Genomic DNA, 24,968 nt, shown 5'->3' with positions numbered 1-24,968 from the left:
AGAGCCCTAGTGATGGTCAAGACAGGAGTGGCGCTTGAACTGGAGATCCAGATTGTCGGATCGCCCATCGCGAGATGAGGATAGTGTTGGGTTTCGCCCAAATCGGCGCTTCCTGAGGTTGGAATCGGCGAAGTCGGGATGGCGACGGAGGGGTGTGACCCGCATGGGGCTACGGCTTGGTCCGCGCCTCAGACGGGGTGTGAAAGTGGCCGCCCTCTCTGCGTCGCTGATCGTGCTGGGATGGCTGGCTTGGCAGCAGGTTTCGCTCTCTACGCCCCTGCGCTATTTTCAGATCAGCAATCTCATCGTTGAAGGCAACGGACGAGTGCCTACAGCGGCAATTATCGACAGCCTGGCCCTACCCTCCAATGCGAGCCTCTTGCAGGTCGACTTGAAGGAGTTGGCGGCGGCCGTCTTGCGTAATCCCTGGATCAAAACGGCCAGGGTGAGCAGACGCCTCCCAACAACATTGTTGGTTTACGTGTCAGAGCATGTGCCGCACACGATTGTCGTGGCCGATCGCCCCTACCTCGTCAGTGAGGACGGGCTGATCCTGCAGGAGGCGTCACCGGCGGAGATATCCGATCTTCCGCTCCTGAGGCTCCACACCGACCACCCGTTCGGGACGGGGGAGCGGATCGATCCCGCTCGCATTGAACAGGGGGCGCGTCTGTGGCAGCGGTTTCATCAGGGCACATTAGGACCGGATGTGCAGGCGAGGGAGATCCGTCTGGAAGGCGACGGGAGCTATACCGTCTCACTGGGCTCCGGGTTGCCGTACCTGCGTTTCAGGGAGGAAGATGGCTTGCAGTGGCGGTTGGATCGGTTGGCGCGGGTGCTGAAGATGCGTGGAACCACCCTGCGCGAGTTGGAATATGCCGATCTTCGATTCGCTGATAAGGTCATTGTGAAGCCGCTTCCGAAGGGGGGCGCATGACCCGAAAGGGCGAGATCGTGACAGGACTCGATATCGGTACGACGAAGATCTGCGTCATCGTCGCTGAACTGACGGAGAATGGGATCGAAATCATCGGATGCGGGACCAGTCCCTCGCAGGGTCTGAAGAAGGGTGTTGTCGTCAACATCGATGTGACCGTTGAATCAATCAGACAAGCGGTCGAGGCAGCAGAGGAGATGGCGGGAGTCGCTCTGGATTCTGCATTTGTGGGAATCGCCGGAGGCCACATCAAGGGGATTAACAGCCGGGGGGTCATCGCCATTTCCGGCAAGAACCAGGAGGTCACGCAGACCGATGTAGATCGGGTCATCGAGGCGGCTAAGGCCATCACGCTACCCGCCGATCGCCGGGTGATTCACGTCATCCCCCAGGAGTTCATTATCGACGATCAGGGGGGAGTGAAGGAGCCGGTCGGGATGAGCGGCTGCCGGCTTGAGGCTGAGGTCCATATCGTGACAGGCGCCATTGCCTCGGCAGAAAATATCATCAAGTGTGCGACCAGGGCCGGGCTGGAGGTGCGGGACATCGTGTTGCAGCCGCTGGCCTCTAGTGAAGCGACGCTGACCGCGGATGAGAAAGAGCTGGGGGTAATTCTGATCGATATCGGTGGGGGGACCTCGGACATTGCCGTCTTCGTGGATGGGAGCATTCGCCACACCGCGGTGCTGCCGCTGGGCGGCGATCATCTGACCCATGACATTGCCATTGGACTCAGGACGCCCCCCCAGTGCGCCGAGGAGATCAAACGCCGGTACGGTTGCGCCCTGGCCTCGCTCGCGGGGGGTGAGGAGGCGGTAGAGGTCCCAAGCGTTGGCGGCCGTAAACCTCGCCTGCTCTCGCGGCAGATGTTATGCGAGATCGTTCAGCCAAGGGCGGAGGAGATCTTCACGCATGCAGGCCTGGAAGTGCGACGGGTCGGGTTGATGCAACAGGTAGCCGCTGGGATTGTGGTAACAGGCGGATCCTCGTCGATGGAGGGTATGCCGGAGCTGGCCGAGCAGCTCTTCGACCTGCCGGTGCGACTGGGGATCCCGTCGGGCGTCGGCGGTTTGAAGGAAGTGGTCAGCTCGCCGATGTATGCGACCGGCGTGGGCCTGGTGCTGTACGGCGCGGCGCATCTGGACCAGCATCAATTCAGCAGATCATCGGAGCGAAGCCTGATGGACAAGGTCATCAAGCGGATGAGGCAATGGTTCAGCGATTTCCTGTGAGATCCAACATCCAATAACCGCTTTTGAGAGGAGGTGGAGATGCCATTCGCGCTGGAGATCGATGCCGAGCACGCAGCCAAGATCAAGGTCATCGGAATTGGGGGCGGGGGGTCTAACGCAGTCAATCGGATGTCGACATCGGATTTCACCGGGGTTGAATTTTTTATCGTCAATACTGACACCCAGGCGCTTAGAATGTCTCCAGTGGACACCAAGCTTCAGATCGGCGCCAACATCACGGGGGGTCGGGGGGCAGGGGCAAACCCGGAGATCGGGCGACAAGCGGCGCTTGAGGATACCGACAAGATCCTGGCCCTCCTGGAAGGCGCGGATATGGTATTTATCACCGCCGGGTTGGGAGGAGGGACGGGAACAGGGGCTGCGCCTATCATCGCGAATCTTGCCAAGGAGTTGGGTATCCTGACGGTTGGGGTGGTGACTAAGCCGTTCGGCTTCGAGGGTAAGGTTAGAGAGGTTCATGCAGCCCGTGGGCTTGCTGCGCTGTGCGAGAGTGTCGATGCTTTGATCACTATCCCGAATCAGCGGCTGCTACAGGTGGTGGAGCGACAGACCTCCCTGACCGATGCCTTCAAGGTCGTCGATGACGTGTTGCGCCAGGCGGTGCAGGGGATTGCGGATCTTATCGTGGTGCCGGGTCTGATCAATCTGGACTTTGCCGATGTCAAGACCATTATGTCGGAGCGTGGAATTGCCATGATGGGCATCGGGGTTGCGTCAGGCGAGAGCGCCGCCTCCGAAGCGGCCATCAAGGCTATCAACAGTCCACTCCTGGAAAACGTCTCTATCGAGGGCGCCAGGGGCGTCCTCATTAACATCACCGGCGGTCCGGCGCTCTCGCTGTACGAGGTGAACGAGGCCAGCTCCACGATCTGTAAGTCGGCCCATCAAGACGCGAATATCATCTTTGGAGCGGTCATCGATGAATCGCTCAAAGATGATGTTTGCGTGACGGTGATTGCTACCGGGTTCGAGGCCGCTGCCCCGGTGAGAGAGGAGACGTCCTCAAACATGGTCGAAATGAAGGCGTACGCAGCCAAAGCTGCGGAGCGCGGGGGCTTTCTCAGGAAGCGCGTGGCGCAGGGGATTGAGACCTCCGATGAGCAATTCAATCTCCATGGCCTAGAGATCAGACCCCAGGACCTCGATGGGGACGAGTTGGATATCCCGACCTTTTTGCGGCGTCAAGCTGATTAACGATCACGGGAAAGCTCCTTATCGAGGCGTGCCAGGGAAGGGAGAATGTGTCATGAGACGACTCAGCACCCTATTCCGGCTGTTTGTATTTTCAAACAGATCGATGGCTGCGACTTGCCCACACTGCCTGTTGCCGATCGGCGAATCGGAGAATGTCTGCCCGAACTGTCGTCGGCTGTTGCGGTTTGAGGGAATTGCGGAGCTCCGGGCGAAGCGCCATCCTGATGGATCACGCCTTGCAGCGTTCCATGTAGGGGCAGGAGGCGAAAAAGGGCAAGCTTGGCGGAACGGGTAAAAGATCGGGTTGAGCAGGTATGGAAGCGGATGGCCGCGGCGGCCCGCCGCGGCGGTCGCGACCCTGGTGAAGTAGAACTGGTTGCCGTCACCAAGACCGTACCGGTTCCCCGTATTCGAGAGGCGGTCGATGCCGGCGTAACGACACTGGGTGAGAACCGGGTCCAAGAGGCGTCGGATAAGATTGCCCTCCTGAGTCCGCTCCCGGTCACATGGCATTTGATCGGTCACTTACAGACAAACAAGAGTCGGTCTGCCGCTGAGCTGTTTGACCTGATCCATTCGCTTGATTCTGTGAAGCTGGCTGCTGCGCTGGACCGACATGGGGCCGCTTTAGGGAAGCAGATACGGGTTCTCGTGGAGGTCAACCTCGGTGGCGAACCGAGCAAGACCGGTGTTCTCGAACACGACCTATTACCGTTACTTCATGCCTGCCGGCAGTTTACGCATCTGGCTATCGAAGGCCTGATGGCCATCCCACCGTATCGCAAGAATCCTCAGGATGTCCGCCCTTTTTTCCGAAGACTTAGGCAGTTACGAGATCAGGCGGCCAAGGCCTGTTTCGACTACCCTCTTCGTCACCTCTCAATGGGGATGAGTCACGATTACGAGATCGCCATCGAAGAGGGGGCCACGCTGATACGGGTCGGCACGGCGATCTTTGAGGAAAGACCGGTACTTTAGGCTGATAATTTTCCGTTGACAAAAATAGAACACCCTTCTATAGTCACACCAATTTTCCTTTCATCTTACATCGAATCCCAGGCAAAGTGATGCGAACGTGTACTGAGAAGGCGTTACCTTGCTTTGCCAAAGGGTGTGTGAGGGGTGTATGGACCATCAAAAGAAAGAAAAGGCTGATTATCTCGTCCAGTCCGTCGATCGAGCGCTTGATGTCCTGGAGTCGTTCGATTATCAGACAGGGGAGTTAGGCGTCACGGAACTCGCCGAAAAGCTTCATCTACCCAAAAACAACATCTTCCGACTTCTGGCCACCCTTGAGGTTCGGGGTTATATCGAGCAGGACAAAAAGACAGCCAACTACCGCTTGGGGATCAAGCCGTTCGAGGTCGCCAATGTCTTCCTCCATCATCTGGGCTTTCGGCGCCAGGCCAGGCCGATCATCGAAGAGTTGGTGGATCAGTGCGATGAAACGGCCTATCTTGCCGTTCTGGACGGATCGGAGGTCATCTACGTTCTCGTTCAGGACACTACTCAGATGGTTCGGGTCGCATCGTTTCCTGGACGACGTCTCCCGGTTCACTGCACTGCCGCAGGAAAGGCGCAACTGGCCTACGAGTCGGCCGACCGGTTAGACAGCATCCTTCAACATCAACCGATGCGCAAACTGACCGAGCATACGATTACTGACCCCCAGGCATTTCGAGAACACCTTCGTGAGGTGGCCAAGCTCGGGTTCGCTGTTGATGATGAAGAGTATGAGCCGTGGGTACGGTGTATTGCCGCTCCCGTGAGAGACTATTCTGGAAAGGTGGTGGCCAGCATCGGTCTGTCCGGCCCCATCTCCCGGTTCTCCCTTGAGCGGATCAAACATAAACTCGCTCCGCTTGTCAAGACAGCGACGATGAAACTCTCCGAACGACTCGGCTACGAAGCGAGAACAGTGCCGGCCGATCAGTAAAACATAGTTTGATTCTCTGACCATCACCATGTCTCATCTGCCCGCTTCGTTCTCCGAGAGGACATAGCGGGCGCTTCTGAATATATAGGAAGAGAGATGGGTCAGATTCCTACCGAATACCTGCCTCCAAAAGATCTCTGGCCACAGCGCATCTACACGCTTCCGGAGTTCGCGCACCTCCCTCAGCGGTTCAACAGCACAGAGGAATTACTGGATAAGACCGTTGCCGCAGGGAGGGGTGACCGAACGGCGCTCTACTTCGAGGACAAACAGATCCCGTACAAGGCACTCTTGGGCCAGGTCAACAGGCTCGGGAGCGCGCTCACGCGGCTGGGGATCAAGGAAGCGGATCGGGTGGTATTGCGCCTGCCGAATACCCCGCCGGCGATCGTGGCGAACTTTGCGGTCCTGAAGATCGGCGCAGTGATCGTTCCGACATCCGTCCTCTTTTCTAGGGCCGAGATTGCGCACATCTGCAACAGTACGGAGGCCAAGGCGATCATCGTTGCCGCCCCACTGCTGGAGGAGTTCGAGCAGGCCCGGCCCCTGCTTCACACGGTCAGCCATGTCATTGTCGTCGGTGGGGAGGGAGACGAGATCAAGCGGAAGGGATATCTAAGTTATCAGGAGCTGCTTGATGGGGGCGATCCGACGTGCGATCCGGTGCGGCGGGATCGGTTGGACGTCTCGGTCCTCCTCTTCACCTCCGGAACGACGGGGCCGCCGAAGGGGACGGTCCACTTCATGGAAGAGGCGTTGATCGTCCCCGACAGCTTCGGCAAATACTGCTGGCGCGTGACGGAAGAGGATGTCCTCCTCAGCCCGGCACCCCTGGCAATGGCGGCCGGTTACTCCGTTGCGGCTGCCATCCCGTATCGATTCGGGGCAGCCCTCTCCTTGTTACCGCGTTTTACGCCGGAGGCGGCATTCGAGACGATCGAACACCACAAGGTCACCATCCTCTCGGCCCTCCCAACCGCCTACCGCAAGATGCTCCAGGTGCCGGATACCCGGACGCGCTATAACCTGAGTTCGCTCAAGTTGTGTACAGGCGGCGGCGAATCCTTGACCGCACAGACCTACTTCGACTGGAAGGCGACGTTCGGCCTCGAGATCTTCGAGGGACTCGGGACGACAGAGCTGATGTTCGTGTTCGCCAGCTCAGCCGGGCCGAGAAAGGTCAAGCCGGGATCGATCGGCCCTGCCGTGCCCGGCTACCAACTCAGGGTAGTCAACGAAGAGGGAAGGGATTGCCGTCCCGGCAAAACCGGCGAGTTGCTGGTTAAGGGTCCAACGGGGACCGTCTACTGGCGCGACCCGGACGCGCAACGGCGTGTCGTGACGGAAGGCTGGAGTCGCGCCGGCGATATGGTCGGCATGGACGAAGAGGGCTATATTACCTTTCTCACGCGCGAGGACGACCTGATCAAGAGCTCCGGATACCGGATCGGTCCTGAAGAAATCGAAGATGTCCTGTTGACCCATCCGGCGGTAGCCGATGTCGGTGTAGTCGGCCTGCCCGACCCTATCATGGGCCAGCGGACGAAGGCGTTTGTCGCGCTCAAATCTGGCCAGCAGCCTTTCGAAGCCCTCAAGGTAGAGCTGATCGAGTTCTGCACGGGAAAGCTTGCCGTGTACAAACTGCCGCGAGAGGTAGAGTTCGTGGATCGGATGCCGCGCGCCACGGGGCCCGGCGGCCCCGGCACCGGCAAGCTCCTCCGTCGCCTCCTCCGCCAGCGGGAGCAGGACAAGGCGAAGGCGCCCTAATAAAATGTGTAGTGTGTGCTGAGAGAGGATAAACGGGAGGGCTGAAGATGGCAGCACAAAATTGGCTCGACTTCATCGTTGCGGATCCGGAGATATGCCATGGGCAGCCGTGCATCAAGGGCACACGGATCATGGTATCGGTAGTGCTCGACAACCTCGCAGCCGGTGTAACAGTTGAGGAGCTACTGAGGAGCTACCCATCTCTCAGTCGCGAGGCTGTTCAGGCGGCGGTCGCCTATGCCGCTGACCTGGCACGCGAACGGATTGTTCCAATGCCGGCATAGGGTGGCCGATGAAGGTGAAGATCGATGAGAATCTGCCTCGTGAGGTAGCCGACCTTTTCCGGCAGGCTGGCCATGACGCCGTGACGGTGGACGAAGAGGGGCTTGGCGGAAAGCCAGACACGACGGTCGCGTTGTTCGTCAAGCGAGAGGAGCGACTGCTCGTAACCCTTGATCTGGACTTTTCCGATATCCGGGCCTATCCGCCAGCACACTACGGCGGGCTGGTGGTCCTGCGGCTGAACAGTCAGGACAAACTGCACGTGCTAAGGATGGTCGGGCGGCTGATCCCCCTGTTTAGCAGGGAGGAACCAAGAGGGCATTTGTGGATCGTTGAAGAGGACCGGGTACGGATCAGGCCATGAAGATGTCGAAGCGGTCCTGTCCTGCCAGGGGAAGCTTGCCATGTACAAGCTGCCGCGAGAAGTGGAGTTCGTAGTTCGGATGCCCCGCCTCACCGGGCCCGGCAGCCCTGGCACAGGCAAGCTGCTCCGGTGACTTCTCCGCCAGCGGGAGCAGGTAGACTAGCGCTGTTTTCATCTGAGGCTGTACTGTACAGGTGGCTCGTGCGTAGCATATCATCATCCCGTTAGCCTTGCGGCCAGACGGGTTCACATGTAACCTCAGTTCGCGTAGAATGTGGGCATGACCAGGGAGAAGATCCTCCGATGTGTGCTGAGTGGCGCTTCTGACACGAACATCCAGTTCGACGATCTGTGCCACTTGCTCAGCAGCCTCGGGTTTGCCATGAGAGTGAAAGGGGGTCACCATATCTTTCGCAAGGCTGGGATCGAGGAGAAGCTTAATCTCCAGCGCGAAGGAAGTGAAGCAAAACCTTACCAAGTGCGCCAGGTCCGTGCCGTAATCCTCAAGTATCGACTGGGGGGTGAGGAGCCGTGAACAAATACGAGGTCATCATTTACTGGAGTGAGGAAGATCAGGTCTATATCGCGGAGGTCCCCGAACTGCCCGGTTGTCTCGCGCATGGGGTAACTCAGGAAGCCGCCTTGACAAGCGTCCAAGAGGCTATCGCACTATGGATCGAGACGGCTAAGGAGTTCGGCGATCCGATCCCAGTACCCAAGGGCAGACGTCTCATTTATGCTTGACGCGACAATCCCATTCGGCCCGTGCGACCCAGTGGTCCCCGGTACCGGCAAGTTCCTCCTCCAGCGAACGCCGAACCAGGCGAAGGCAAAGTAGTGTCCCGAGTCAGGTATTCACATATGAAGGTCGACCAGTATTTTTCGGCTGGGAAGTGTTCGAAAACTGTTTGACAAGTACCGGGCAAGCAAAGAGAATCCGCTCGGTCTTCAGAAATTCCCTGACCGTAATAGGCTGGTCGGTATATGTAATGGTTTGGCAAGCGCCTAGCGCGCCTCTGGGGGGGAGGCCTGACGATGTGGAGAGTCGTCGAAAAAATCGAGGAGGGCCGATGCTTCCCCGGCCTTCACCCGTACGGGTGGGAGAGGGTCATGTCGATTCGGCTCGATTGTGGGCACACTTACATCTTCCAGCCAGACGAACCGGCTTTCACGAACGCGCAGTTCGGGCCTCGCATTGGTGGGGATATTGACTGCATCTGGTGTGACTCCTGGCTCACCCGGGCTAGGAAGCGCCTTGCAGGTCATTACCTCGTCGGGCGTTATTTCGACGAGCGTAACGGGCGGCTGCGGTGACGAGATGCTGGTAGTCGGGTGCTTTCTAGCCTTCGTCGCCTCGGGCGTCAGGACCTGGGGCGCGTTGAACCACCAAAGGTCCCCTACCGAGCGCGCCCCCATATTCTGGAGTGTGTTCTTTGGAATGCTCGTCGCCCTTGGATCCGGGGCGCTGGGTATCGTTGGGTCAGTGCTAATCGGGATTTCCACAAGCGCGGTTATCGGCCTTGTCGCCTCCGTCGTCTTTTGGTTCTCGCCGCGGCTACTGGCACCGATTCTTGAGGCGCTAGGATTCTGAGTCGATAATGTTCACATCGCTATCCCTCCATATGCAGCTTTTGGGGGGCTCCCACTTCCCGGTACTGGCCGACGGCATTCTCCAGCGCTTATGGGACTGCTCTTTGAGCAGTGCGGAACAGTGCGATCGAGCGGACCGCGCAAGGGCGCGGCCGCTGATCGCTGGCGTTCGCCGGATACGGAGAGACTCACCGGAACCGCGGCGTGACGGCAAGAGATGCATTGCTTTCTGAGCTACAACAAAGCAGACAAGGAGGTAGCCCGTTCTATCGGAGCCCACATGTCTCTCACCGGGATCGACTTCTGGTTCGATCAGTGGGAGATCCAAGCCGGTGACTCTATCCCCGGCAAGCTCAGTGAAGGCTTGGAGGCGTTTGACGCATTCGTGCTGCTTTGGTCCGCCGACGCCAATCGATCCAACTGGGTGCGCCAGGAGCTGCATACCGCCATTATCCGAGCCGTCAAGGATGGTTCCGCGAAGATCATCCCATGTCTGCTCGACGAGACTCCGTTACCTCCCCTCATTTGTGATCGTCGCGGTATCGACTTCAGTGACGTACACCAAGGGATCGAGGATCTGCTGGGAGACCTCACGGGCTCACGCACACGCCGTCAGCGTCTACTGGCGATACAGGCTGCACTGCAGGAAATGGATGTAAGCTGGATCACGCACCCTGCGCTCCCCCCAATGGTCTGCTGTCCCACCTGTGGTGAGACAGACACCCTCATAGGCTGGGAACAGACCGACCGTGAGGGAGATGACGTCTACGCGGGTATGCGTTGCACAAACTGCGGTTGGTCCGATGGTGGCGAGATATAGCCTGAAAGGCGCAACATGGGACGGCTGCCGAACAAAGCGCTCAGCGGCCGGGCTTCGCCGGCCGCTGAAGCCGAGGGACCTCAGCGAGGCGATGGCTAGCATGAGAGGCTGCGATGACCGACGACTGGTCGAGCGGTTGGCTATGCAAGGGGTGCGGTCAATCCTTGGGTAGGCCGGTAAGCTTGCGTGGGCACTGGGAACCCGACGAACCACAGCAGATCCTTGAAAGCCGTGCCGATAAGGATGGCGCCTTTATCCGCTGCCTGCACTGCGGTGGGAAGCATTACTACTTACTGGACGAGAAGGGCGTAGCGACGTTTAAGCGCTTTACCCCTGGGACCCGCCTCTTCTATAGGCTCAGGAGAAAGCTGGGTCTCCTGGGACCGGATGACTGAGGGCAGTGACTCAGCGGAAGTTAACGAACCGCGTCCAGCCGCAACGACGGCACGTGATCTCGTCCCAGGTTCGGTGACCAGCCAGAACGTGAACGCTCCAGACCATGCGGTGATCGCAAGTAGTCTTATTCATGGCTTCATGATCCCTTCTCTCAAGAGAGAAATCAATACGATCTGCTATCGACCACGGTGTACAGCTAACCCCAAATTGCAGTTGCCCGGAACTCACTCTGCTCGCAGTTGGCCGCCTGCGAGGGCCGAACTGCTCGCTGGACCGAACTCGCTCAAGTGAGTACGCTAGCCCAGCAGCGAGTCAGCTCGCGGCTCTATTAGACGATGGGATAGTAACGCTTGACGACAATAACGACTAGCGTTATGCTACCTACGTGATCCGTAACTGTGCCGACCGAGACACCGAAAGACTATTCCGCCGGGAGGTCGTTCGGCGATGGTCCACTGATCTCCAACGCGCCGCCCTGCGAAAGCTCCTCGTTCTCGATGCGGCCGAAGCATTGGATGACCTTCGAATCCCGCCAGGGAATCGACTTGAGAAGCTGTTGGGCGACCGTGTCGGGCAATACAGCATTCGGATCAACGATCAGTGGCGTATCTGCTTTCGGTGGCGCGACGACGACGCCTACGACGTTGAGATTACGGATTATCACTAAGTGTGGTAGGAGGGGTTTTCATGGCCGCTAGAAAATTGTCGCCTGTTCATCCTGGTGAAGTGCTTCAGGAAGAATTCCTGAAACCTCTAGAGATCTCCCAATACCGGCTGGCGAAAGAGATCAGCGTGCCCGCGCGGCGCGTGAACGAGATCGTGCACGGCAATCGCGCCATTACAGCCGACACGGCGTTGCGGCTCGCTCGCTACTTCGGCACTACCGATCGGTTCTGGCTAAATCTTCAGACGCGGTACGACCTGGAGGTCGAGCGGGATCGACTGGGTTCGAGGCTGGAGCGCGAAGTCTCCGTATTGGTCGGTTCCGCCCGTGCCGTCTAATAAGCGGCTGAACGCGTCGACTCGCTTCGCGCCGGGTTCCCGACGAACTCGTTGCGCATTCCTGTTCTGCGGCCCGCGGATTAGTCACAATGTCATTGGGTAGCAGCACATCCTCAGGTTCCTCGATGTGGCGGCGTTGCTCCGTTAGCAGGGGCTAAGCGGATGGACAACGATCTACACTTTGGTGACGCCTATCCGCCGCGGGAGATTGCGCGGAAAGTCGAGGGCCTCGGTGTGGCGAAGGCACGCACCGATTCCCTCACACTACTCGTGCTGGCCGTGCTGGCAGGCGCCTTCATCTCGCTGGGGGCTCTCTTTTTCATCGTCGTGGTGACCAAATCCTCCCTTGGCTTCGGCATGACGCGGTTGGTCGGGGGCTTAAGCTTCTGCCTCGGGCTGATCCTCGTCGTGGTCGCGGGCGCCGAGCTGTTCACCGGGAATAACCTCATCGCCATGGCCTGGGCGAGCAAACTGATCGGCACTCGAGAGGTCATGCGTAACTGGGTCCTGGCCTATCTGGGCAATGTGGGCGGTTGCCTAGCCACGGTTCTGCTCGTTGTGTGGGCCGACGTTGCCGGTCTGGGCGGGGGCGCTGTCGGCGAGGCGGCCCTCAACATCGCTCGCACGAAGGCCGATCTCTCTATGACCGAAGCCTTTGCGCGCGGTGTGCTGTGCAACGCGCTGGTCTGTCTGGCGGTATGGCTCGCCATGGGCGGGCGCAGCATGACGGACAAGATTTTGGCAATTCTTTTTCCCATTACCGCATTCGTGGCCATGGGCTTCGAGCATTCGATTGCAAACTGGTTCTTCCTACCCTTCGGGCTTGCGCTGGATAGGGAAGGCGCGGTGTCGGTCGTTGGGGCCACGAGAAACATTGTCGCCGTGACCGCCGGCAACGTGGTCGGTGGAACTCTGCTGGTCGCCGGCGTGTACTGGGTGGCCTACCTACGAGGCGAGCGTCAGCCGAACGATGGGGCTTCCTGAATCCCGAGGAGGGTTCGACCCTTCTCTCTGGCATACCCTCTCCAGCGAAACCGTCTTCGCTCACCTGAAATCCACACCTACCGGTCTGACAGAAGTTGAGGCAGCCCAACGTTTGGCAGAATATGGGCCGAATGAACTGAAAGCTGCCCACCGCATCTCGCTGTGGACGATTCTCTTTGAGCAGTTCAAGAATGTGCTGATCGTCATTCTGCTTGTGGCGACTGCTCTCTCCGCCTTTCTTGGGCACGGGATTGAAGCCATCGCCATTGTCGTCATTGTGTTGTTTGCGGTGCTCTTGGGTTTTGCGCAGGAATACCGGGCCGAACGCGCGACCGAGGCATTGCGCCAAATGACTGCGCCGACTGCCACCGCCCTCCGCGATAGGGAGGAGGTTGAAATCCCGGCGCGCGCCCTCGTGCCGGGCGATGTCGTCCTGGTACGAGCCGGCGACAAAATCTCAGCCGATGTCAGATTGATTGAGGCCGTGAATTTGCAAGTCGAAGAAGCCGCGCTGACGGGCGAGTCGGTTTCGGTGGACAAACACGCCGCGCCGCTCACAAATGGTGAATTGGCCTTAGGTGACCGCAAAAATATGGCCTACGCCGGCACCGCCGCGACCTATGGCCGGGGTCGCGCGGTTGTCGTGGCGACAGGCATGCATACCGAATTTGGCAAGATCGCCCAAATGCTCCAGACGGTCGAAACCGGGCGGACCCCGTTGCAAGACAACCTGGATAAGGTCGGTCGCGTGCTGGCGTGGGCCGCCTGCGTGGTGGTAGCTGCCATCGTTGCCATCGGCCTGTATCGTGGACAACCCTTCATTGAGATGTTGATTTTCGGTATTGCGCTGGCGGTTGCCGTTGTCCCGGAGGCCCTGCCTGCTGTGGTCACGATCTCGCTCGCGATCGGCGTGCAGAGGATGGTCAAGCGCCATGCGCTGATGCGCCGCCTCCCGGCAGTCGAAACGCTCGGCAGCACGTCGGTGATCTGCTCCGATAAGACCGGCACACTGACGAAAGACGAGATGACAGTCCGTAAGATCTTTGTGGCCGGGCAAATGTTGGACGTCTTCGGGGCAGGCTATGAGCCGTACGGCCGGTTCTCGCACGATGGCCTCATCATTGAACCCTCCGGTCCGCTGATCCTGCTCCTGCGCGCTGCTGTGCTGGCCTCTGATGCGCATATCGTTCACAGCGAAGCCAATGGCCGCTGGCATGTCAAAGGCGACCCGACGGAGGGCGCATTGATTGCCGCCGCCGCCAAAGCTGGGTTGAATAAGGCCGAGCTTGACTCACAATCCCCTCGCGTGAATGAAATTCCCTTCACCTCCGAAACCAAACGCATGACCACGCTGCACAGGGAGCCGGAGGGCGTCGTGGCTTATGCCAAAGGCGCGCCGGAAGTTATCCTTGATTCGTGCGTCCGGCGCATGACGGCAGATGGAGAAACAGCTCTTGACACCGAGAGTCGGGAGATGATTGTGGAAACAGCCCGCCGGATGGCAAGCGAGGCATTGCGGGTGCTGGCGATAGCGTATAAACTACACGCAACACGAGAAAACGCCGAATGCGGCATGACATTTCTTGGTTTGGTGGGCATGATCGACCCGCCACGTCCTGAGGCGAAAGCTGCGATTGAAACGTGCGAACAGGCTGGGATTAAGCCGGTCATGATCACCGGCGACCACCCACTGACCGCGCAAGCCGTCGCGCGCGAATTGGGATTGCTCAAGACGGGCCGCATCGTGACCGGCGCAGAACTGGAGGCGATGAGCGAGGCCGAGTTTGAGCGTGAGGTCGAGAAGATCGATGTCTACGCTCGCGTGTCTCCGGCGCATAAGTTGCGTGTGGTCATGGCGTTGCAAAAGAAAGGTCACGTTGCCGCGATGACGGGTGACGGGATCAATGACGCGCCCGCGCTCAAGAAGGCCGACATCGGCATCGCGATGGGCATCACCGGCACGGACGTGACCAAAGAGGCCGCCGCCATGACACTTACCGACGACAACTTTGCGTCCATCGTTGCGGCGGTGGAGGAGGGTCGGGGTATCTTCGACAACATCAAGAAATATTTGATGTACCTGCTCTCGTGCAATATCGGCGAAATAGTCCTGATGGCCGGGGCGACTCTGCTGGGCCTGCCCCTGCCGTTGACGGCCGTACAAATCCTGTACGTCAATCTCGCCACGGATGGCTTGCCCGCATTGGCGTTGGCCGTAGACCCACCCGAACCCGACCTCATGCGCCGCAAGCCGCGTAACCCACGCACCGGTATCTTTACTCGGCCTGTCGTCACGGTGATGATGGTGGGTGGATTCTGGTCGGCGGCAGTCAACCTTGGCCTCTTTGCCTGGGTGCTCCACTCCGACCGAAGCATCGAAAAAGCCATGACGATGACGTTCGTTTCACTGGTGCTGATTGAGTGCGTCAAGGCCTACAATTTCCGCTCCGATCGCCATTCAGTGTTGAATCAGCCCTTTGCGAATAGGTGGCTGAATCTGGCGATTGTATGGGGGTTAGTGCCGTTAGTTATAATTGTTTATGCACCTTTCCTGCATGAGCCGTTTAGCACGGTTAGCCTGCCACTCGTGGATTGGGCTATCGTCGTCGTATTGGCTTCTACGGTTTCGCCCGTGCTAGAATTGGCAAAGTGGATGGAGCGACGCGGATGGTTCGGGGAAATGTGTTAGGAGTATTTCTGTGTCGACCGCCTATCGGGCCACTAAGCCCATTCTCCTGGCGCCGGCGGGCAGTCTGACGGCTGCGTGGGCGGCGTTAGGCGCCGGTGCCGACGCGATCTACGTCGGCCTCGAAGGCTTCAGTCGTGGCGGACCCAGGAACGAACTGGCCTCCCAAGCGCTTCGGGACGTATTGACGGCGGCTCATGCGCAGAGCCGCCATGTGCAGGTCGCGCTCAATACCATCCCACGCCAGGCCGAACGGCGAGACCTCGCGGAAAAGGTCGAGGAGTTGCTTGGGTGGGGAATCAATGGGGTTATCGTGAACGACGCCGGCCTTTTAGCTGAGCTCCGCAGCCGCTACCCCCGGCTTGGCATTACCGCCAGCATTGGTTGCGCCGTCATGAACGAGGCTGATGTCGCCTTCTACCGCGACCTTGGGGCCGATGCGGTCGTGCTCCCCGGCACCCTGACGCCTGATGAGATCGTCGCCTTCACGCAGGTTCCCGATGTGCAAATCGAGGTGATGGTTCATATGGTGCAAGAGTTCATCCTGTTGGGCAGATGCTGGATGCCGAGCTATTACCGGCTGCATTCGACTCCGCTGGCATCTCAGTGTGAGGATGTCAGTCGCCTGATAGGGAGCGTGAAGCGGGGAGGCGCCGGGATCTGCTTTAAACTCTGCGAGCAGCCATGGGAGCTGTACCGGAGCGAGCGATGCGTGGCCACACGGCTCCTGCCGAGCCGTCAGATCAGCGCGATCAATTACCTGGCCGATCTCCTTAATGCCGGCGTCGATGTTGTCAAGCTCCAAGGCAGAGGTCTCGCAGCCGACCTGCTCGCCCCGCTCGTGCAGCGCTATCGTCTGGCGATCGATGCCTGGATGGCGGGAGAGCCCTTGCCGGCCTTCGCAGAGCCTTGTCTGGAACCATCCTGGACGGTGATGCGCCGGTGACCTGTCTGCCGTCAGGCAGGGGTCAGGATGAAGGAGAGGCAGTGGCGCAGGCGTTTGAACTGAACACGACCATCTCGAATCTGCGGGATCTGACCGAGTCGGATCTGAGCCCCTATGATGCCGTCTACCTTGGCAACATCACCTGTCGGCTGTACGAGGGCAACCTGCTGGAGCGTCTCGATGACCTGCGGGAGGCGATCGCGATCGTGAAGGGCCGAGGGCAGAAGGCATACGTCACTACGTATGCCGCACCGCGCAACGACAGCCTGTCGCAACTCCGAAAGGTTGTGGCAGTAGCCGTAGAGACCGGGGCAGATGCCGTGGAGGTCCATAACCTCGGGGTCTTGAAGATCATCCACGAGGCGCACCCCGATCTTGTTGTCCATATCGGCGGCTTCGCGAATGTCTATACCGATGTTGGCGCTGCCGTCCTGAAACGATACGGGGCCGTTTGCATCACGCCAAACTACGAGCTGAGCCTGGAGGAGATCGGTGAGATCCATCGCCAGGTTGAGCTGCCGATGGAACTGCTGGTTCATGGCAAGATGCCGCTTGGTATGTCAGACGATTGCTTTCTGCTGGAGTATGAGCAGGCCTGGGGAGTGACATGCCCGACCCTGTGCCGGCAGGACCTGTTTCTGAAGCAGGGCGATTGGGCGATGAAGTCAATCGGGAAAGGGGTCATGAGCGGGAAGGATGTCTGCCTGCTGGAGCACCTGCAGCGATTGATGACCGAGGGGCATTCCTGCTTTCGGGTCGAGGCGGCTTCAGAGAGTCCGGCCTACCGACTGGAGATCGGCCAGGTCTACCGTGAGGCTCTGGAAGCTGCCCTGGCGGGGAGCGACGGCTTGGAAGAGCGGTGGTGGGACACGATCAAACGTCATGCGCGAATCGGCCTGTGTAACGGCTTCTATTTCGGCAGATCGGGCATGGCCTACCATGGCGTGCGGCACCCAGGCGCGGACACGGCGGAGGCAAGGCGGAGCAGGGTGGGGCAATGATTGAACTGCTCGCGCCCGCAGGCAATCTGGAGATGGCGGCGGAGGTCACGCGGGCTGGGGCGAACGCCATCTATGTGGGACCGCGAGGCTGGAGCCGACGTCGTGATGCCTTTGAGATGGACGATGGCGCCGTCCGTGAGGCGATGCGGCTCGCCCATGATGGCGGCGCCAAGCTTCGGGTGGCATGCAATACGCACATGCAATCCAAAGAGATCCCGGCGCTGCTCAGCCGAATGGAGCGCTTCGTCATGGACGGTGTTGATGGAGCCATTATGGCCGATATCGGTGCCATCGCGGCGGTGCATCAGAGCTTTCCTGATCTGCCCCTCCATGCGAGCATCGGGGCCAATATCCTCAATGACGCTGACGTGGCCTTCTACCGGGAGATCGGCGTCCGTCAAGTCGTGGCCGATACCAAGCTGACCGTGAGGGAGCTTCTCTCCAGAAAGGCGCACCTGGACGTCGGGATCGAGATCCTGATCCATGCGAACACCTGCTATACCTATTTGGGTAAGTGCTGGATGTCGCCGTACGTTCGACTGGAGCGAACGATCGACGAGGCGGGCAAGGACCTCTTTAAGGGGAGTCCGAACCGGGGCGGTCTTGACTATCGCGTCTGTCTTGAGGCCTGGCAGCTTTATAGCGGCGACGTCAAGCGGGAGGACCGCGTGGCGCTCAGGAACGAGGCGTTCTTCCTGCTGGAGGATATCCCATGCCTGATCGATCTGGGCGTCCGCTGTCTGAAGATCCAGGGCCGCGAGTACACCACGGCGCTCGTGGGGCGCATCGTCAGGTTCTATCGTGAGATGCTAGATGCTTATGCCGCCAACACGCCGGGTGAGCCGTTTGATCTGAATCCCTGGAAGGCGCGCTTAACCACGATCCAGGTCGAGCGGGATAGGCAGCGGCATGCGGGGACCCTGGCCTTACTGGCCGAGGCCAAGGTGCCGGTCGCTACCGCTCACTAATACGTAGTACAGCCTTTCAGTATTACGATGACGTGAGCCCTCTCGTTCGTGGTGAGCTTGTCGAGCCATGAACGTTCGCACTTCGACAAGCTCAACGTGAACGGTAATGCCCACTGAACACACCGTATTTATGGTTAGGAATACTTAGCCGGCAGTAGTTGGTGCTATGGCAGGGGCCGGCGCTACGGCAGGAGTGGAGGCCGCGGCAGGGGTCGGCGCAGCGGCAGGCGGCTTTTCTTCCACAGGCACAGGTGTGGCCTTTTTGACCGACAGTTGCCACCGAGGCAACCCATCCAGGATCTTCTTTGGGGCGGCAACGGTAAAGCCCTCGCTGGTGGCCCACTGCTGTATCTCGCCGGCCAGCGATTGCTCGGGTACGACGATTACCAGCTCGTCGTCTGCTGCCAACTCCTGCAGCGCAAGTTTAGCCTGGGGCAATCGGTAGTGACTCATCTCTCCTAACAACTGCAAGAATCGCTTCATCGCTGTAAGTATCCTCCTTGGCGTTCCATTGAGACGGTAGCACACTGCTCAGAGACTACCAAAAAGTGCAAGCGTGAGTCAACGCAGCATTTTCGATTTAAGTAGAGTTATCATGCCCCTATTTTTGTCTTGACAATGGGGAGCACCATAACCCAACCTACAAAAACTGGTTGGCCGAGGAACAGAATTGAGAAAGTAAATATTGTCATAAACCCGCGAGAGAGTGCATGACGGAACAGAAGCGGAAGATAGGGCTGCTTATAGCGTTACTGGTCATGGCTGGCGCTGCACTTATCGTCGGCTGGGGGCTGGTCCGCGAAAAGGGGGACGGCGATAAACTCGTGGCGAACGGGACGATTGAGGCCACCGAGGTCGAGGTCAGCTCGAAGCTGCCGGGCCGTCTCGCCCAGCTCCTGGTGAAGGAAGGGGACCAGGTCCAGGCCAATCAGGTCATCGCTCGCCTCGACACCTCGGAGATCGAGGCAGACGTAGCGCAGCAGCAGGCGGCACTGGCCAGGGCCGAGGCCCAACTCAAAGAGCAGCTCGCCGGCTCGCGCCTTCAGGAGATCGAGGAGGCGCGCGCCAATCTGCAGCAGGCACAGGATAACCTGAAGCTGGCGAGGGACGATTGGGACCGGTTCGATAACCTCTTCAAGGAGGGCGCCATCTCGGCGCAGGAGCGAGATCGAGCCAAAAACAGGATCGAGATTGCGCAGAGCCAGCTCAAGGCGGCGCAAGAACGCTTTGCGCTGGTGAGGATCGGGCCTCGATCGGAGGTGATCGAGGCGGCCCGTCACGAACGCGATCGAGCGAAGGCGGCGCTTGGCATGGCCCAGGTCCGACTTCGTGACAGCACGATCCTGGCGCCCCTCACGGCCATCGTCTTGACTAAGCGGGCTGAGCAAGGGGAAGTCGTCAATCCCGGCTTTCCCATCCTGATCCTCATCGATCCTGATGATCTGTGGCTTCGCGTCTACATCCCGGAGTCGGAGATCGGATTGGTGAGCATCGGCCAGGCCGCGGCGGTCACCGTCGATTCATTTCCGGATCGGCGCTTCGAAGGGAAGGTGGTCGAGATCAGCTCGAAGGCCGAATTTACCCCCCGCACGGTCCAGACCAAGAAGGAGCGCGTCAATCTGGTCTTCGGGGTCAAGATCAGCCTGGACAACCGCGAGCGCCTGCTGAAGCCGGGGATGCCGGCCGATGCCGAGATCAAGATGGGAGGTGGAGGGACAGGGCGAACCAGTCGTCGCCCGCCTGCCCGTTGGAGTGGTCTCAATGGCTGAGCTCGACCTCGACAGCTACGCCGTCATCACCGAAGGGCTGACGAAGCGATTCGGCAAGATCGTCGCCGTGGACCATGTGGATTTGAGGATTAAGCGAGGCGAGATCTACGGGTTCCTCGGCCCCAACGGGGCCGGGAAGTCCACCACCATCCGGATGCTCTGTGGGCTGCTGGACCCGACCGAGGGGTCAGGGTATGTACTGGGCCACAATATTGCCACGGAGCCGGAGCGGATCAAGGAAAAGATCGGCTATATGTCCCAACGGTTCAGTCTGTACGAGGATCTGACCGTCCGGGAAAACCTCGACTTCTACGCCAGTCTCTACTCGGTTCCGAATGGGATCAAGCGGGCCCGAATCGAGCAGATGATCCAGATGGCCGACCTGACCGGACGCGAGGGCGCGCTGGCGGCCCACCTGTCAGGCGGCTGGAAGCAACGCCTGGCCTTGGGGTGCAGCATCATTCATAAGCCGGAGCTGCTTTTTCTGGATGAGCCGACCGCAGGGGTCGATCCGGTTTCTCGCCGTAACTTTTGGGACCTGATCTACCGACTGTCCGAGGAAGGAATCACCATCGTGGCCACCACCCACTACATGGATGAGGCGGAGCACTGCGACAGTCTGGGATTTATCTATCAGGGTCGGATCACGGCCCAAGGGAGTCGTGAGGAGATCAAGGTGAACGCCCTCAAAGGCCAGGTCATCGAAATCGAGTGCCAGCCGATGCGGGAGGCCACGATATTTCTTGAAACGCTTCCTGGCGTGGCGGAGGTGGTCCGATTCGGGAATACCATCCACGTGGTCACCGAGGACAGGAGCCTATCACCCACCGAGGTGGAGGCTCGCCTGACTGCCGAGCAACTCAAGGTCAACCGGGTTGAGGCGGCGATCCCGTCGATCGAGGATATCTTTGTCTCCTTTGTCGGTCTGGTCGATCGGCGCTCCCTCCGGGCGCAACTGAAGCGAATGCGGGAAGGTGGGCTATGAGGTCACGCCTGCTCGGTATGATCCGCAAAGAGTTCATCCAGATGTGGCGCGACCGCTTTACGCTGGGGATGATGCTGTTTATGCCGATGATGATCCTCGGCATCATCGGGTGGGCCGTCAATACCGACGTCAAGCATATGCCGACCGCTGTCCTCGATCAGTCCAGGACGCCTGAGAGTCGAGATCTCCTCCATGCGTTTACCAACTCTCAGTATTTCAACCTCAACTATCACGTGGAAAGCTATGAACGGATCACATACCTCATCGACAGCGGCAAAGCGAAGGTGGGGATCATCTTTCCACCCGACTATGCCCGCTCGCTCAAGCAGCAGCGTATCACTCAGATCCAGGTGATCGTGGACGCCTCGGACCCGCTGGTGGCGACATCGGCCATCAATGCGGCCAACGCCATCGGTCAGGTGGGCTCGCTCCGGATCGCGTCGGAGATGCTGCAGCGGAGCGCCGGTCGAGCCGCACCTACCACCCCCCTGGATGTCCGGGTCCGGGCCTGGTACAATCCCGACCTTGTTAGCGCCATCTTCATCATCCCAGGCCTGCTGGGCTTCATCCTGATGCAGACCACCATCACCATCATCGCCATGGTGGTGGTGCGGGAACGAGAGCGTGGAACGCTTGAGGCGCTGATCGTGAGCCCTTTGCGCCGCTGGGAGTTGATGATCGGAAAGATCGTTCCGAATGTCCTGATCGCCTATGCGCAAATGACATTCGCCCTCGTGTTCGGCGTCTGGATCTTTGACATTCCGATACGTGGGAGCCTGCCCCTCCTGTATTTCCTGTCCCTGTTCTTCATCATGGGGACTCTGGGTCTCGGCATCCTGTTATCCACCATCGCCAGGACCCAGCAGCAGGCCATGCAGTTATCGTATTTCATCTTCATCCCGTCGGTCTACCTCTCCGGCGTGCTCTTCCCGATCGAGGCGATGCCGCCCCTGGCCAAAACCGTCGCATACATGATCCCTCTCACCTATTACGTGGAGATTTTCCGCGGGATCATCCTGAAGGGTATCGGGATGTCCTATCTTTGGACTCATCTGTTTGTTCTCATCGCTATCGGGACTATCCTGATCACAACCAGCATTCTCCGCTTCCACAAGAAGCTCGGCTGAGCACAGGCCTTTTTCAGCACGTCACAGGGCCCGTTCACGTGGTAGAATGAAGTCGTCCAGCATAGAAGTCTGTCCCGCAAACCTCCGTTCATGCTTCGACAGGCTCAGCACGAACGGAAAAAGGTCAATATGTTCAATGCCCATTCCGTTCACCCTGAGCGCGTCGAAGGGTACATAAGGATTTGCAGGACAGGCTCATAGAGTAAGACTGATCCTCGCTGTGCCTGCGAATACGGTCACGATAGGTGAAGATCATGCCTGATCCGGGAAGACTTGAGTTGGCGGAATTCTATTGCAAAGAAGGATACCGACTACAGACGAGTGGGGATCTGGAAGGCGCAATCACGGCTTACACCCGGTCCATCGAACTCTACCCGACGGCCGAAGCTCATACCTTCCTGGGGTGGGCATACAGCTTTCAGGGAAAGATCGACGAGGCTATCAAGGAGTGCGAGGCCGCCATCCAGGTTGACCCTGATTTCGGTAATCCGTACAACGACATCGGTGTCTACCTGATTGAGAAGGGGCAGTACGATGAGGCGGTCCCGTGGCTCGAGCGGGCCATGGTGGCTAAGCGGTACGAGCCTCGCCATTACCCCCACATGAATATGGGCCGAGTCCTTGTGCGAAAGGGGAGGTACGAAGAGGCGATTAAAGAACTCAAAACGGCCCTGGACATCGAGCCGAATTATGTTGCGGCCCGCCTCGAGTTGCACAAGGTCTTAGGACTGTTAAATTGATCGGCTGATCCCTTTTCGAGGCCCACACTATATGTCACCACAATGGTCCATCCTCGTATTCTTGCTGGCGCTTGCCGCCGGGGCAACGATCTCGCTTGAAAGGCAGGCGCTTGGGGACGGCGCTCCACCTTCAGATCTGCGCACCTCATTCGGCGATAGGGCCCGACAGTACTTTACCGCTGAGGAGTTGGTCAGGGGGCGGGCATACGCACGAGGGCGATATCTGTTGTATGGCGTGCGAATGGCGTTGACCCTTGGCCTCTTTGGACTCCTGACCATGAGCCCACTGTCTGCGAGAATTCGCGATCTCAGCGTCTCGGTTGCAAGCGGACGTGTGTGGCTGACCATTGCGGTCTTCGGCCTTTTAGTGACTCTGCTGTACTATGCGGTTACGTTCCCCGTCAGCCTCTACGGGGGCTTCCTGCGTGAGCATACATTTGGCCTCTCCCACCAGTCGTTCGCCTCGTGGGCATGGGATTATACAAAAGGAGCGCTGATCAACGCGGGGATGATGCTCCCGCTGCTGATTCTGCTCTATACTTTCATCCGATGGGATCCCGTCCGTTGGTATCTGCCGGCATGGGTGATCCTTGTCCTTGTGATGAGCCTGATCGCTGAGCTGTCCCCGATCCTCCTCGATCCGCTGTTTCACACATTCCGACCGGTGCAGGATCAAGGGCTGATAGAGCGGATCCGTACGTTAACTGATCGGGCGGGTCTTACGGTGGGGCCGATCCTGGAGATGGATGCCAGCCAAAAGACCGCGAAGACCAATGCCTACTTCGCGGGGCTTGGCCGATCCAGACGCATCGTCCTGTACGATACGCTGATCGCCGGCTCTACCCCTGAGGAGATAGAACTGGTTGTGGCGCATGAGCTGGGCCACTGGAGACACCATCACATCTGGAAGGGGATGGCCATTGGCGCGGCTTCGGCGCTCGCGGCCATGTGGCTGATCGCCCGCCTCCTGAATGCCGCTGCCGACTCCGGACGCTTCGGCTTTATTCATCCGGCTGACCCCAGGTCGCTACCGTTGCTGCTGCTCCTCTTCCTCGCCCTCACCAGTCTGACGACGCCGATCCAGTCGGCCATTTCACGGTCCTTCGAACGAGAAGCCGACCTCGAATCGCTCCGCCTCAGCGCGAATCCCGGGGCCTTCATTGCCGCAGAGGTCAAACTTGCGAGGGCGAATCTCGCAGATATCGAGCCGCCGCGAGCGATAGTCTGGCTCTTGTACACCCACCCTCCGGTTCTGGAACGGATCGCCATGGCTGAGGCATTCCGAGGGAAACAGGGACAGTGAAGAGACAGCATTGATGAGTGCGAGATCGTTCGGTCCTGTTATTCTGGTCCATGGAGGCGCAGGAAAGGTAGCCCCGGACCTGGTTGAGGTGCGGCGCGCGGGTATTCGGGCGGCCGCGGAAAAGGGATGGCAGACACTCACAGCGGGAGGCTCCGCGGTGGAGGCCGTCGAGCAGGCAGTCAAGATCCTGGAGGATGATCCGGCCTTCAATGCCGGCCGAGGCGCCTGCCTCAATCGGGATGGAGAGATAGAGCTTGACGCCTCGATCATGGACGGCCGGGACCTGGCGGCCGGGGCCATCGGGGCCGTCAAGCGAATCGCCAATCCCGTGACACTTGCGAGAGCCGTGATGGGGGCGGGCGGGCCAATCCTGCTTGTGGGCGATGGGGCCCGGCAGTTCGCCGCAACGGTTGGGATCACGGAGTGCGTGGCCGAGGCGCTGTTGACAGAACGACAGCGTACCCGATGGGCTATCCTGCGAGAAGAAGACGCTGAGAATGTCGGCACCGTCGGCGCCGTCGCTCTCGACCAGGCGGGGCACCTGGCCGCAGCCACCTCGACGGGCGGCCTTCCGCTCAAGGCGCCAGGCCGCGTGGGCGACTCGGCGCTGATCGGCTGCGGGACCTATGCCGACGATCAGCTTGGCGCGGCCAGTTGCACCGGCAATGGGGAGGCGATCATCAAGCTGGTGCTCGCAAAGACTGCTGTCGAGTTTCTCCGGATGGGCGAAGAGCCAATGGAGGCAGCCAGGCGTGCCGTCAGGGAACTTACAGCTCGGACCGGCGCCGAGGTCGGCATCATCCTGCTCGATTCATACGGCCGAATCGGCGTTGCGAGAAACACTGCACAAATGGCCTGCGCCTGTATCCTGGAGGGTAACACAGAACCAGAGATCTTTGATTGAGCCGACTGAACAGA

Annotated in this window: 28 protein-coding genes; 25 read left to right on the top strand and 3 right to left on the bottom strand. The window is 59.4% G+C overall.

What is annotated here, in order from left to right; all coding sequences use genetic code 11:
* Positions 1-163: 163 nt before the first annotated feature.
* From PHV01_RS08920 to PHV01_RS08885, 8 genes are all read left to right on the top strand, one after another.
* Positions 164-937 (top strand): FtsQ-type POTRA domain-containing protein, encoded by a 774-nt coding sequence (locus PHV01_RS08920; RefSeq protein WP_337290808.1) that lies wholly within the window; start codon positions 164-166, stop codon positions 935-937.
* Positions 934-2,169: a cell division protein FtsA gene (gene ftsA, locus PHV01_RS08915; protein WP_337290807.1), complete on the top strand. Its 1,236-nt coding sequence runs from the start codon at positions 934-936 to the stop codon at positions 2,167-2,169. Before PHV01_RS08920 ends, ftsA begins: the two co-directional genes overlap by 4 nt.
* A 39-nt stretch (positions 2,170-2,208) precedes the next feature.
* Positions 2,209-3,384 (top strand): cell division protein FtsZ, encoded by a 1,176-nt coding sequence (ftsZ, locus tag PHV01_RS08910; RefSeq protein WP_337290806.1) that lies wholly within the window; start codon positions 2,209-2,211, stop codon positions 3,382-3,384.
* 279 nt (positions 3,385-3,663) lie between these two features.
* Entirely contained in the window at positions 3,664-4,362 is a 699-nt protein-coding gene (locus PHV01_RS08905) for a YggS family pyridoxal phosphate-dependent enzyme (RefSeq protein WP_337290805.1), read from the top strand.
* 148 nt (positions 4,363-4,510) lie between these two features.
* A complete protein-coding gene (locus PHV01_RS08900) occupies positions 4,511-5,320 on the top strand; it encodes an IclR family transcriptional regulator (protein WP_337290804.1) in 810 nt (269 codons plus the stop codon).
* Positions 5,321-5,416: 96 nt separating this feature from the next.
* Positions 5,417-7,087, top strand: a complete 1,671-nt coding sequence (locus PHV01_RS08895) for an acyl-CoA synthetase (protein ID WP_337290803.1) — start codon at positions 5,417-5,419, stop codon at positions 7,085-7,087.
* A gap of 47 nt (positions 7,088-7,134) precedes the next feature.
* Positions 7,135-7,371, top strand: coding sequence for a DUF433 domain-containing protein (locus tag PHV01_RS08890; RefSeq protein ID WP_337290802.1), 237 nt, complete (start codon positions 7,135-7,137; stop codon positions 7,369-7,371).
* Between the two features lie 8 nt (positions 7,372-7,379).
* A complete protein-coding gene (locus PHV01_RS08885) occupies positions 7,380-7,733 on the top strand; it encodes a DUF5615 family PIN-like protein (protein ID WP_337290801.1) in 354 nt (117 codons plus the stop codon).
* Here PHV01_RS08885 and PHV01_RS08880 read toward each other — a convergent pair.
* A complete protein-coding gene (locus PHV01_RS08880) occupies positions 7,723-7,908 on the bottom strand; it encodes a hypothetical protein (protein ID WP_337290800.1) in 186 nt (61 codons plus the stop codon). The two genes, PHV01_RS08885 and PHV01_RS08880, sit on opposite strands and share 11 nt — an antisense overlap.
* Positions 7,909-8,013: 105 nt before the next feature.
* Between PHV01_RS08880 and PHV01_RS08875 the strand changes: the two genes are divergently transcribed.
* A complete protein-coding gene (locus tag PHV01_RS08875) occupies positions 8,014-8,268 on the top strand; it encodes a type II toxin-antitoxin system HicA family toxin (RefSeq protein WP_337290799.1) in 255 nt (84 codons plus the stop codon).
* A complete protein-coding gene (locus PHV01_RS08870; RefSeq protein WP_337290798.1) occupies positions 8,265-8,477 on the top strand; it encodes a type II toxin-antitoxin system HicB family antitoxin in 213 nt (70 codons plus the stop codon). The genes PHV01_RS08875 and PHV01_RS08870 overlap by 4 nt, the downstream gene beginning before the upstream one ends.
* A gap of 261 nt (positions 8,478-8,738) precedes the next feature.
* Here PHV01_RS08870 and PHV01_RS08865 read toward each other — a convergent pair whose 3' ends face one another.
* On the bottom strand, positions 8,739-9,149 hold the full coding sequence (locus PHV01_RS08865; protein ID WP_337290797.1) for a hypothetical protein: 411 nt from the start codon (positions 9,147-9,149) through the stop codon (positions 8,739-8,741).
* Positions 9,150-9,540: 391 nt separating this feature from the next.
* On the opposite strand from PHV01_RS08865, the gene PHV01_RS08860 reads away from it, so the two are divergent.
* From PHV01_RS08860 to PHV01_RS08820, 9 genes are all read left to right on the top strand, one after another.
* Positions 9,541-10,143, top strand: coding sequence for a toll/interleukin-1 receptor domain-containing protein (locus PHV01_RS08860; protein WP_337290796.1), 603 nt, complete (start codon positions 9,541-9,543; stop codon positions 10,141-10,143).
* 113 nt (positions 10,144-10,256) lie between these two features.
* On the top strand, positions 10,257-10,538 hold the full coding sequence (locus PHV01_RS08855; protein WP_337290795.1) for a hypothetical protein: 282 nt from the start codon (positions 10,257-10,259) through the stop codon (positions 10,536-10,538).
* 386 nt (positions 10,539-10,924) lie between these two features.
* Entirely contained in the window at positions 10,925-11,206 is a 282-nt protein-coding gene (locus tag PHV01_RS08850) for a type II toxin-antitoxin system RelE/ParE family toxin (protein ID WP_337290794.1), read from the top strand.
* Between the two features lie 20 nt (positions 11,207-11,226).
* Positions 11,227-11,541 carry a HigA family addiction module antitoxin gene (locus PHV01_RS08845; protein ID WP_337290793.1) on the top strand — a complete coding sequence of 105 codons (315 nt, stop codon included), beginning with the start codon at positions 11,227-11,229 and terminating at the stop codon, positions 11,539-11,541.
* 162 nt (positions 11,542-11,703) lie between these two features.
* Positions 11,704-12,525: a formate/nitrite transporter family protein gene (locus PHV01_RS08840; protein WP_337290792.1), complete on the top strand. Its 822-nt coding sequence runs from the start codon at positions 11,704-11,706 to the stop codon at positions 12,523-12,525.
* On the top strand, positions 12,512-15,214 hold the full coding sequence (locus PHV01_RS08835; protein ID WP_337290791.1) for a cation-translocating P-type ATPase: 2,703 nt from the start codon (positions 12,512-12,514) through the stop codon (positions 15,212-15,214). Before PHV01_RS08840 ends, PHV01_RS08835 begins: the two co-directional genes overlap by 14 nt.
* Before the next feature lie 10 nt (positions 15,215-15,224).
* Entirely contained in the window at positions 15,225-16,157 is a 933-nt protein-coding gene (locus PHV01_RS08830; protein WP_337290790.1) for a peptidase U32 family protein, read from the top strand.
* A gap of 41 nt (positions 16,158-16,198) precedes the next feature.
* Positions 16,199-17,158: a peptidase U32 family protein gene (locus PHV01_RS08825; RefSeq protein WP_337290789.1), complete on the top strand. Its 960-nt coding sequence runs from the start codon at positions 16,199-16,201 to the stop codon at positions 17,156-17,158.
* Positions 17,155-18,126 carry a peptidase U32 family protein gene (locus tag PHV01_RS08820; protein WP_337290788.1) on the top strand — a complete coding sequence of 324 codons (972 nt, stop codon included), beginning with the start codon at positions 17,155-17,157 and terminating at the stop codon, positions 18,124-18,126. The genes PHV01_RS08825 and PHV01_RS08820 overlap by 4 nt, the downstream gene beginning before the upstream one ends.
* Positions 18,127-18,270: 144 nt before the next feature.
* Here the strand turns inward: PHV01_RS08820 and PHV01_RS08815 are convergent, their stop codons facing one another.
* Positions 18,271-18,609, bottom strand: coding sequence for a hypothetical protein (locus PHV01_RS08815; protein ID WP_337290787.1), 339 nt, complete (start codon positions 18,607-18,609; stop codon positions 18,271-18,273).
* 227 nt (positions 18,610-18,836) lie between these two features.
* Here PHV01_RS08815 and PHV01_RS08810 point away from each other — a divergent pair, with 227 nt between their 5' ends.
* The 6 genes from PHV01_RS08810 to PHV01_RS08785 all read left to right on the top strand — a co-directional run bounded on the left by PHV01_RS08810 (position 18,837) and on the right by PHV01_RS08785 (position 24,954).
* Positions 18,837-19,895 carry an HlyD family efflux transporter periplasmic adaptor subunit gene (locus PHV01_RS08810; protein WP_337290786.1) on the top strand — a complete coding sequence of 353 codons (1,059 nt, stop codon included), beginning with the start codon at positions 18,837-18,839 and terminating at the stop codon, positions 19,893-19,895.
* Positions 19,888-20,880 (top strand): ABC transporter ATP-binding protein, encoded by a 993-nt coding sequence (locus PHV01_RS08805; RefSeq protein WP_337290785.1) that lies wholly within the window; start codon positions 19,888-19,890, stop codon positions 20,878-20,880. Before PHV01_RS08810 ends, PHV01_RS08805 begins: the two co-directional genes overlap by 8 nt.
* Complete coding sequence (locus PHV01_RS08800; RefSeq protein ID WP_337290784.1) at positions 20,877-22,007, top strand: ABC transporter permease; 1,131 nt, start codon at positions 20,877-20,879, stop codon at positions 22,005-22,007. The genes PHV01_RS08805 and PHV01_RS08800 overlap by 4 nt, the downstream gene beginning before the upstream one ends.
* Positions 22,008-22,261: 254 nt before the next feature.
* Entirely contained in the window at positions 22,262-22,747 is a 486-nt protein-coding gene (locus PHV01_RS08795; RefSeq protein ID WP_337290783.1) for a tetratricopeptide repeat protein, read from the top strand.
* Positions 22,748-22,778: 31 nt separating this feature from the next.
* The gene (locus PHV01_RS08790; protein ID WP_337290782.1) at positions 22,779-24,050 is read left to right on the top strand and encodes a M48 family metallopeptidase; all 1,272 of its coding nucleotides are present in this window, start codon (positions 22,779-22,781) and stop codon (positions 24,048-24,050) included.
* A 13-nt stretch (positions 24,051-24,063) separates the two neighbouring features.
* Positions 24,064-24,954, top strand: a complete 891-nt coding sequence (locus tag PHV01_RS08785; RefSeq protein WP_337290781.1) for an isoaspartyl peptidase/L-asparaginase — start codon at positions 24,064-24,066, stop codon at positions 24,952-24,954.
* The last annotated feature ends 14 nt before the right edge of the window (positions 24,955-24,968 follow it).

Origin of the sequence: Candidatus Methylomirabilis sp. (assembly GCF_028716865.1) — a bacterium.
In the GTDB taxonomy this organism is placed as follows: domain Bacteria; phylum Methylomirabilota; class Methylomirabilia; order Methylomirabilales; family Methylomirabilaceae; genus Methylomirabilis.
The sequence above is the reverse complement of the archived record's forward strand: the minus strand, read 5'-3'. Positions and strand labels throughout refer to the sequence as shown.

Coding starts and splice junctions, on each gene's coding strand:
- PHV01_RS08890 (WP_337290802.1), top strand. CDS start 7,135: ATGGCAGCACAAAATTGGCTCGACTTCATCGTTGCGGATCCGGAGATA.
- PHV01_RS08880 (WP_337290800.1), bottom strand. CDS start 7,908: ATGAAAACAGCGCTAGTCTACCTGCTCCCGCTGGCGGAGAAGTCACCG.
- PHV01_RS08920 (WP_337290808.1), top strand. CDS start 164: ATGGGGCTACGGCTTGGTCCGCGCCTCAGACGGGGTGTGAAAGTGGCC.
- PHV01_RS08845 (WP_337290793.1), top strand. CDS start 11,227: ATGGCCGCTAGAAAATTGTCGCCTGTTCATCCTGGTGAAGTGCTTCAG.
- ftsZ (WP_337290806.1), top strand. CDS start 2,209: ATGCCATTCGCGCTGGAGATCGATGCCGAGCACGCAGCCAAGATCAAG.
- PHV01_RS08795 (WP_337290783.1), top strand. CDS start 22,262: ATGCCTGATCCGGGAAGACTTGAGTTGGCGGAATTCTATTGCAAAGAA.
- PHV01_RS08815 (WP_337290787.1), bottom strand. CDS start 18,609: ATGAAGCGATTCTTGCAGTTGTTAGGAGAGATGAGTCACTACCGATTG.
- PHV01_RS08785 (WP_337290781.1), top strand. CDS start 24,064: ATGAGTGCGAGATCGTTCGGTCCTGTTATTCTGGTCCATGGAGGCGCA.
- PHV01_RS08860 (WP_337290796.1), top strand. CDS start 9,541: ATGCATTGCTTTCTGAGCTACAACAAAGCAGACAAGGAGGTAGCCCGT.
- PHV01_RS08790 (WP_337290782.1), top strand. CDS start 22,779: ATGTCACCACAATGGTCCATCCTCGTATTCTTGCTGGCGCTTGCCGCC.
- PHV01_RS08855 (WP_337290795.1), top strand. CDS start 10,257: ATGACCGACGACTGGTCGAGCGGTTGGCTATGCAAGGGGTGCGGTCAA.
- PHV01_RS08810 (WP_337290786.1), top strand. CDS start 18,837: ATGACGGAACAGAAGCGGAAGATAGGGCTGCTTATAGCGTTACTGGTC.
- PHV01_RS08835 (WP_337290791.1), top strand. CDS start 12,512: ATGGGGCTTCCTGAATCCCGAGGAGGGTTCGACCCTTCTCTCTGGCAT.
- PHV01_RS08840 (WP_337290792.1), top strand. CDS start 11,704: ATGGACAACGATCTACACTTTGGTGACGCCTATCCGCCGCGGGAGATT.
- PHV01_RS08865 (WP_337290797.1), bottom strand. CDS start 9,149: ATGGGGGCGCGCTCGGTAGGGGACCTTTGGTGGTTCAACGCGCCCCAG.
- PHV01_RS08800 (WP_337290784.1), top strand. CDS start 20,877: ATGAGGTCACGCCTGCTCGGTATGATCCGCAAAGAGTTCATCCAGATG.
- ftsA (WP_337290807.1), top strand. CDS start 934: ATGACCCGAAAGGGCGAGATCGTGACAGGACTCGATATCGGTACGACG.
- PHV01_RS08875 (WP_337290799.1), top strand. CDS start 8,014: ATGACCAGGGAGAAGATCCTCCGATGTGTGCTGAGTGGCGCTTCTGAC.
- PHV01_RS08885 (WP_337290801.1), top strand. CDS start 7,380: ATGAAGGTGAAGATCGATGAGAATCTGCCTCGTGAGGTAGCCGACCTT.
- PHV01_RS08900 (WP_337290804.1), top strand. CDS start 4,511: ATGGACCATCAAAAGAAAGAAAAGGCTGATTATCTCGTCCAGTCCGTC.
- PHV01_RS08805 (WP_337290785.1), top strand. CDS start 19,888: ATGGCTGAGCTCGACCTCGACAGCTACGCCGTCATCACCGAAGGGCTG.
- PHV01_RS08895 (WP_337290803.1), top strand. CDS start 5,417: ATGGGTCAGATTCCTACCGAATACCTGCCTCCAAAAGATCTCTGGCCA.
- PHV01_RS08820 (WP_337290788.1), top strand. CDS start 17,155: ATGATTGAACTGCTCGCGCCCGCAGGCAATCTGGAGATGGCGGCGGAG.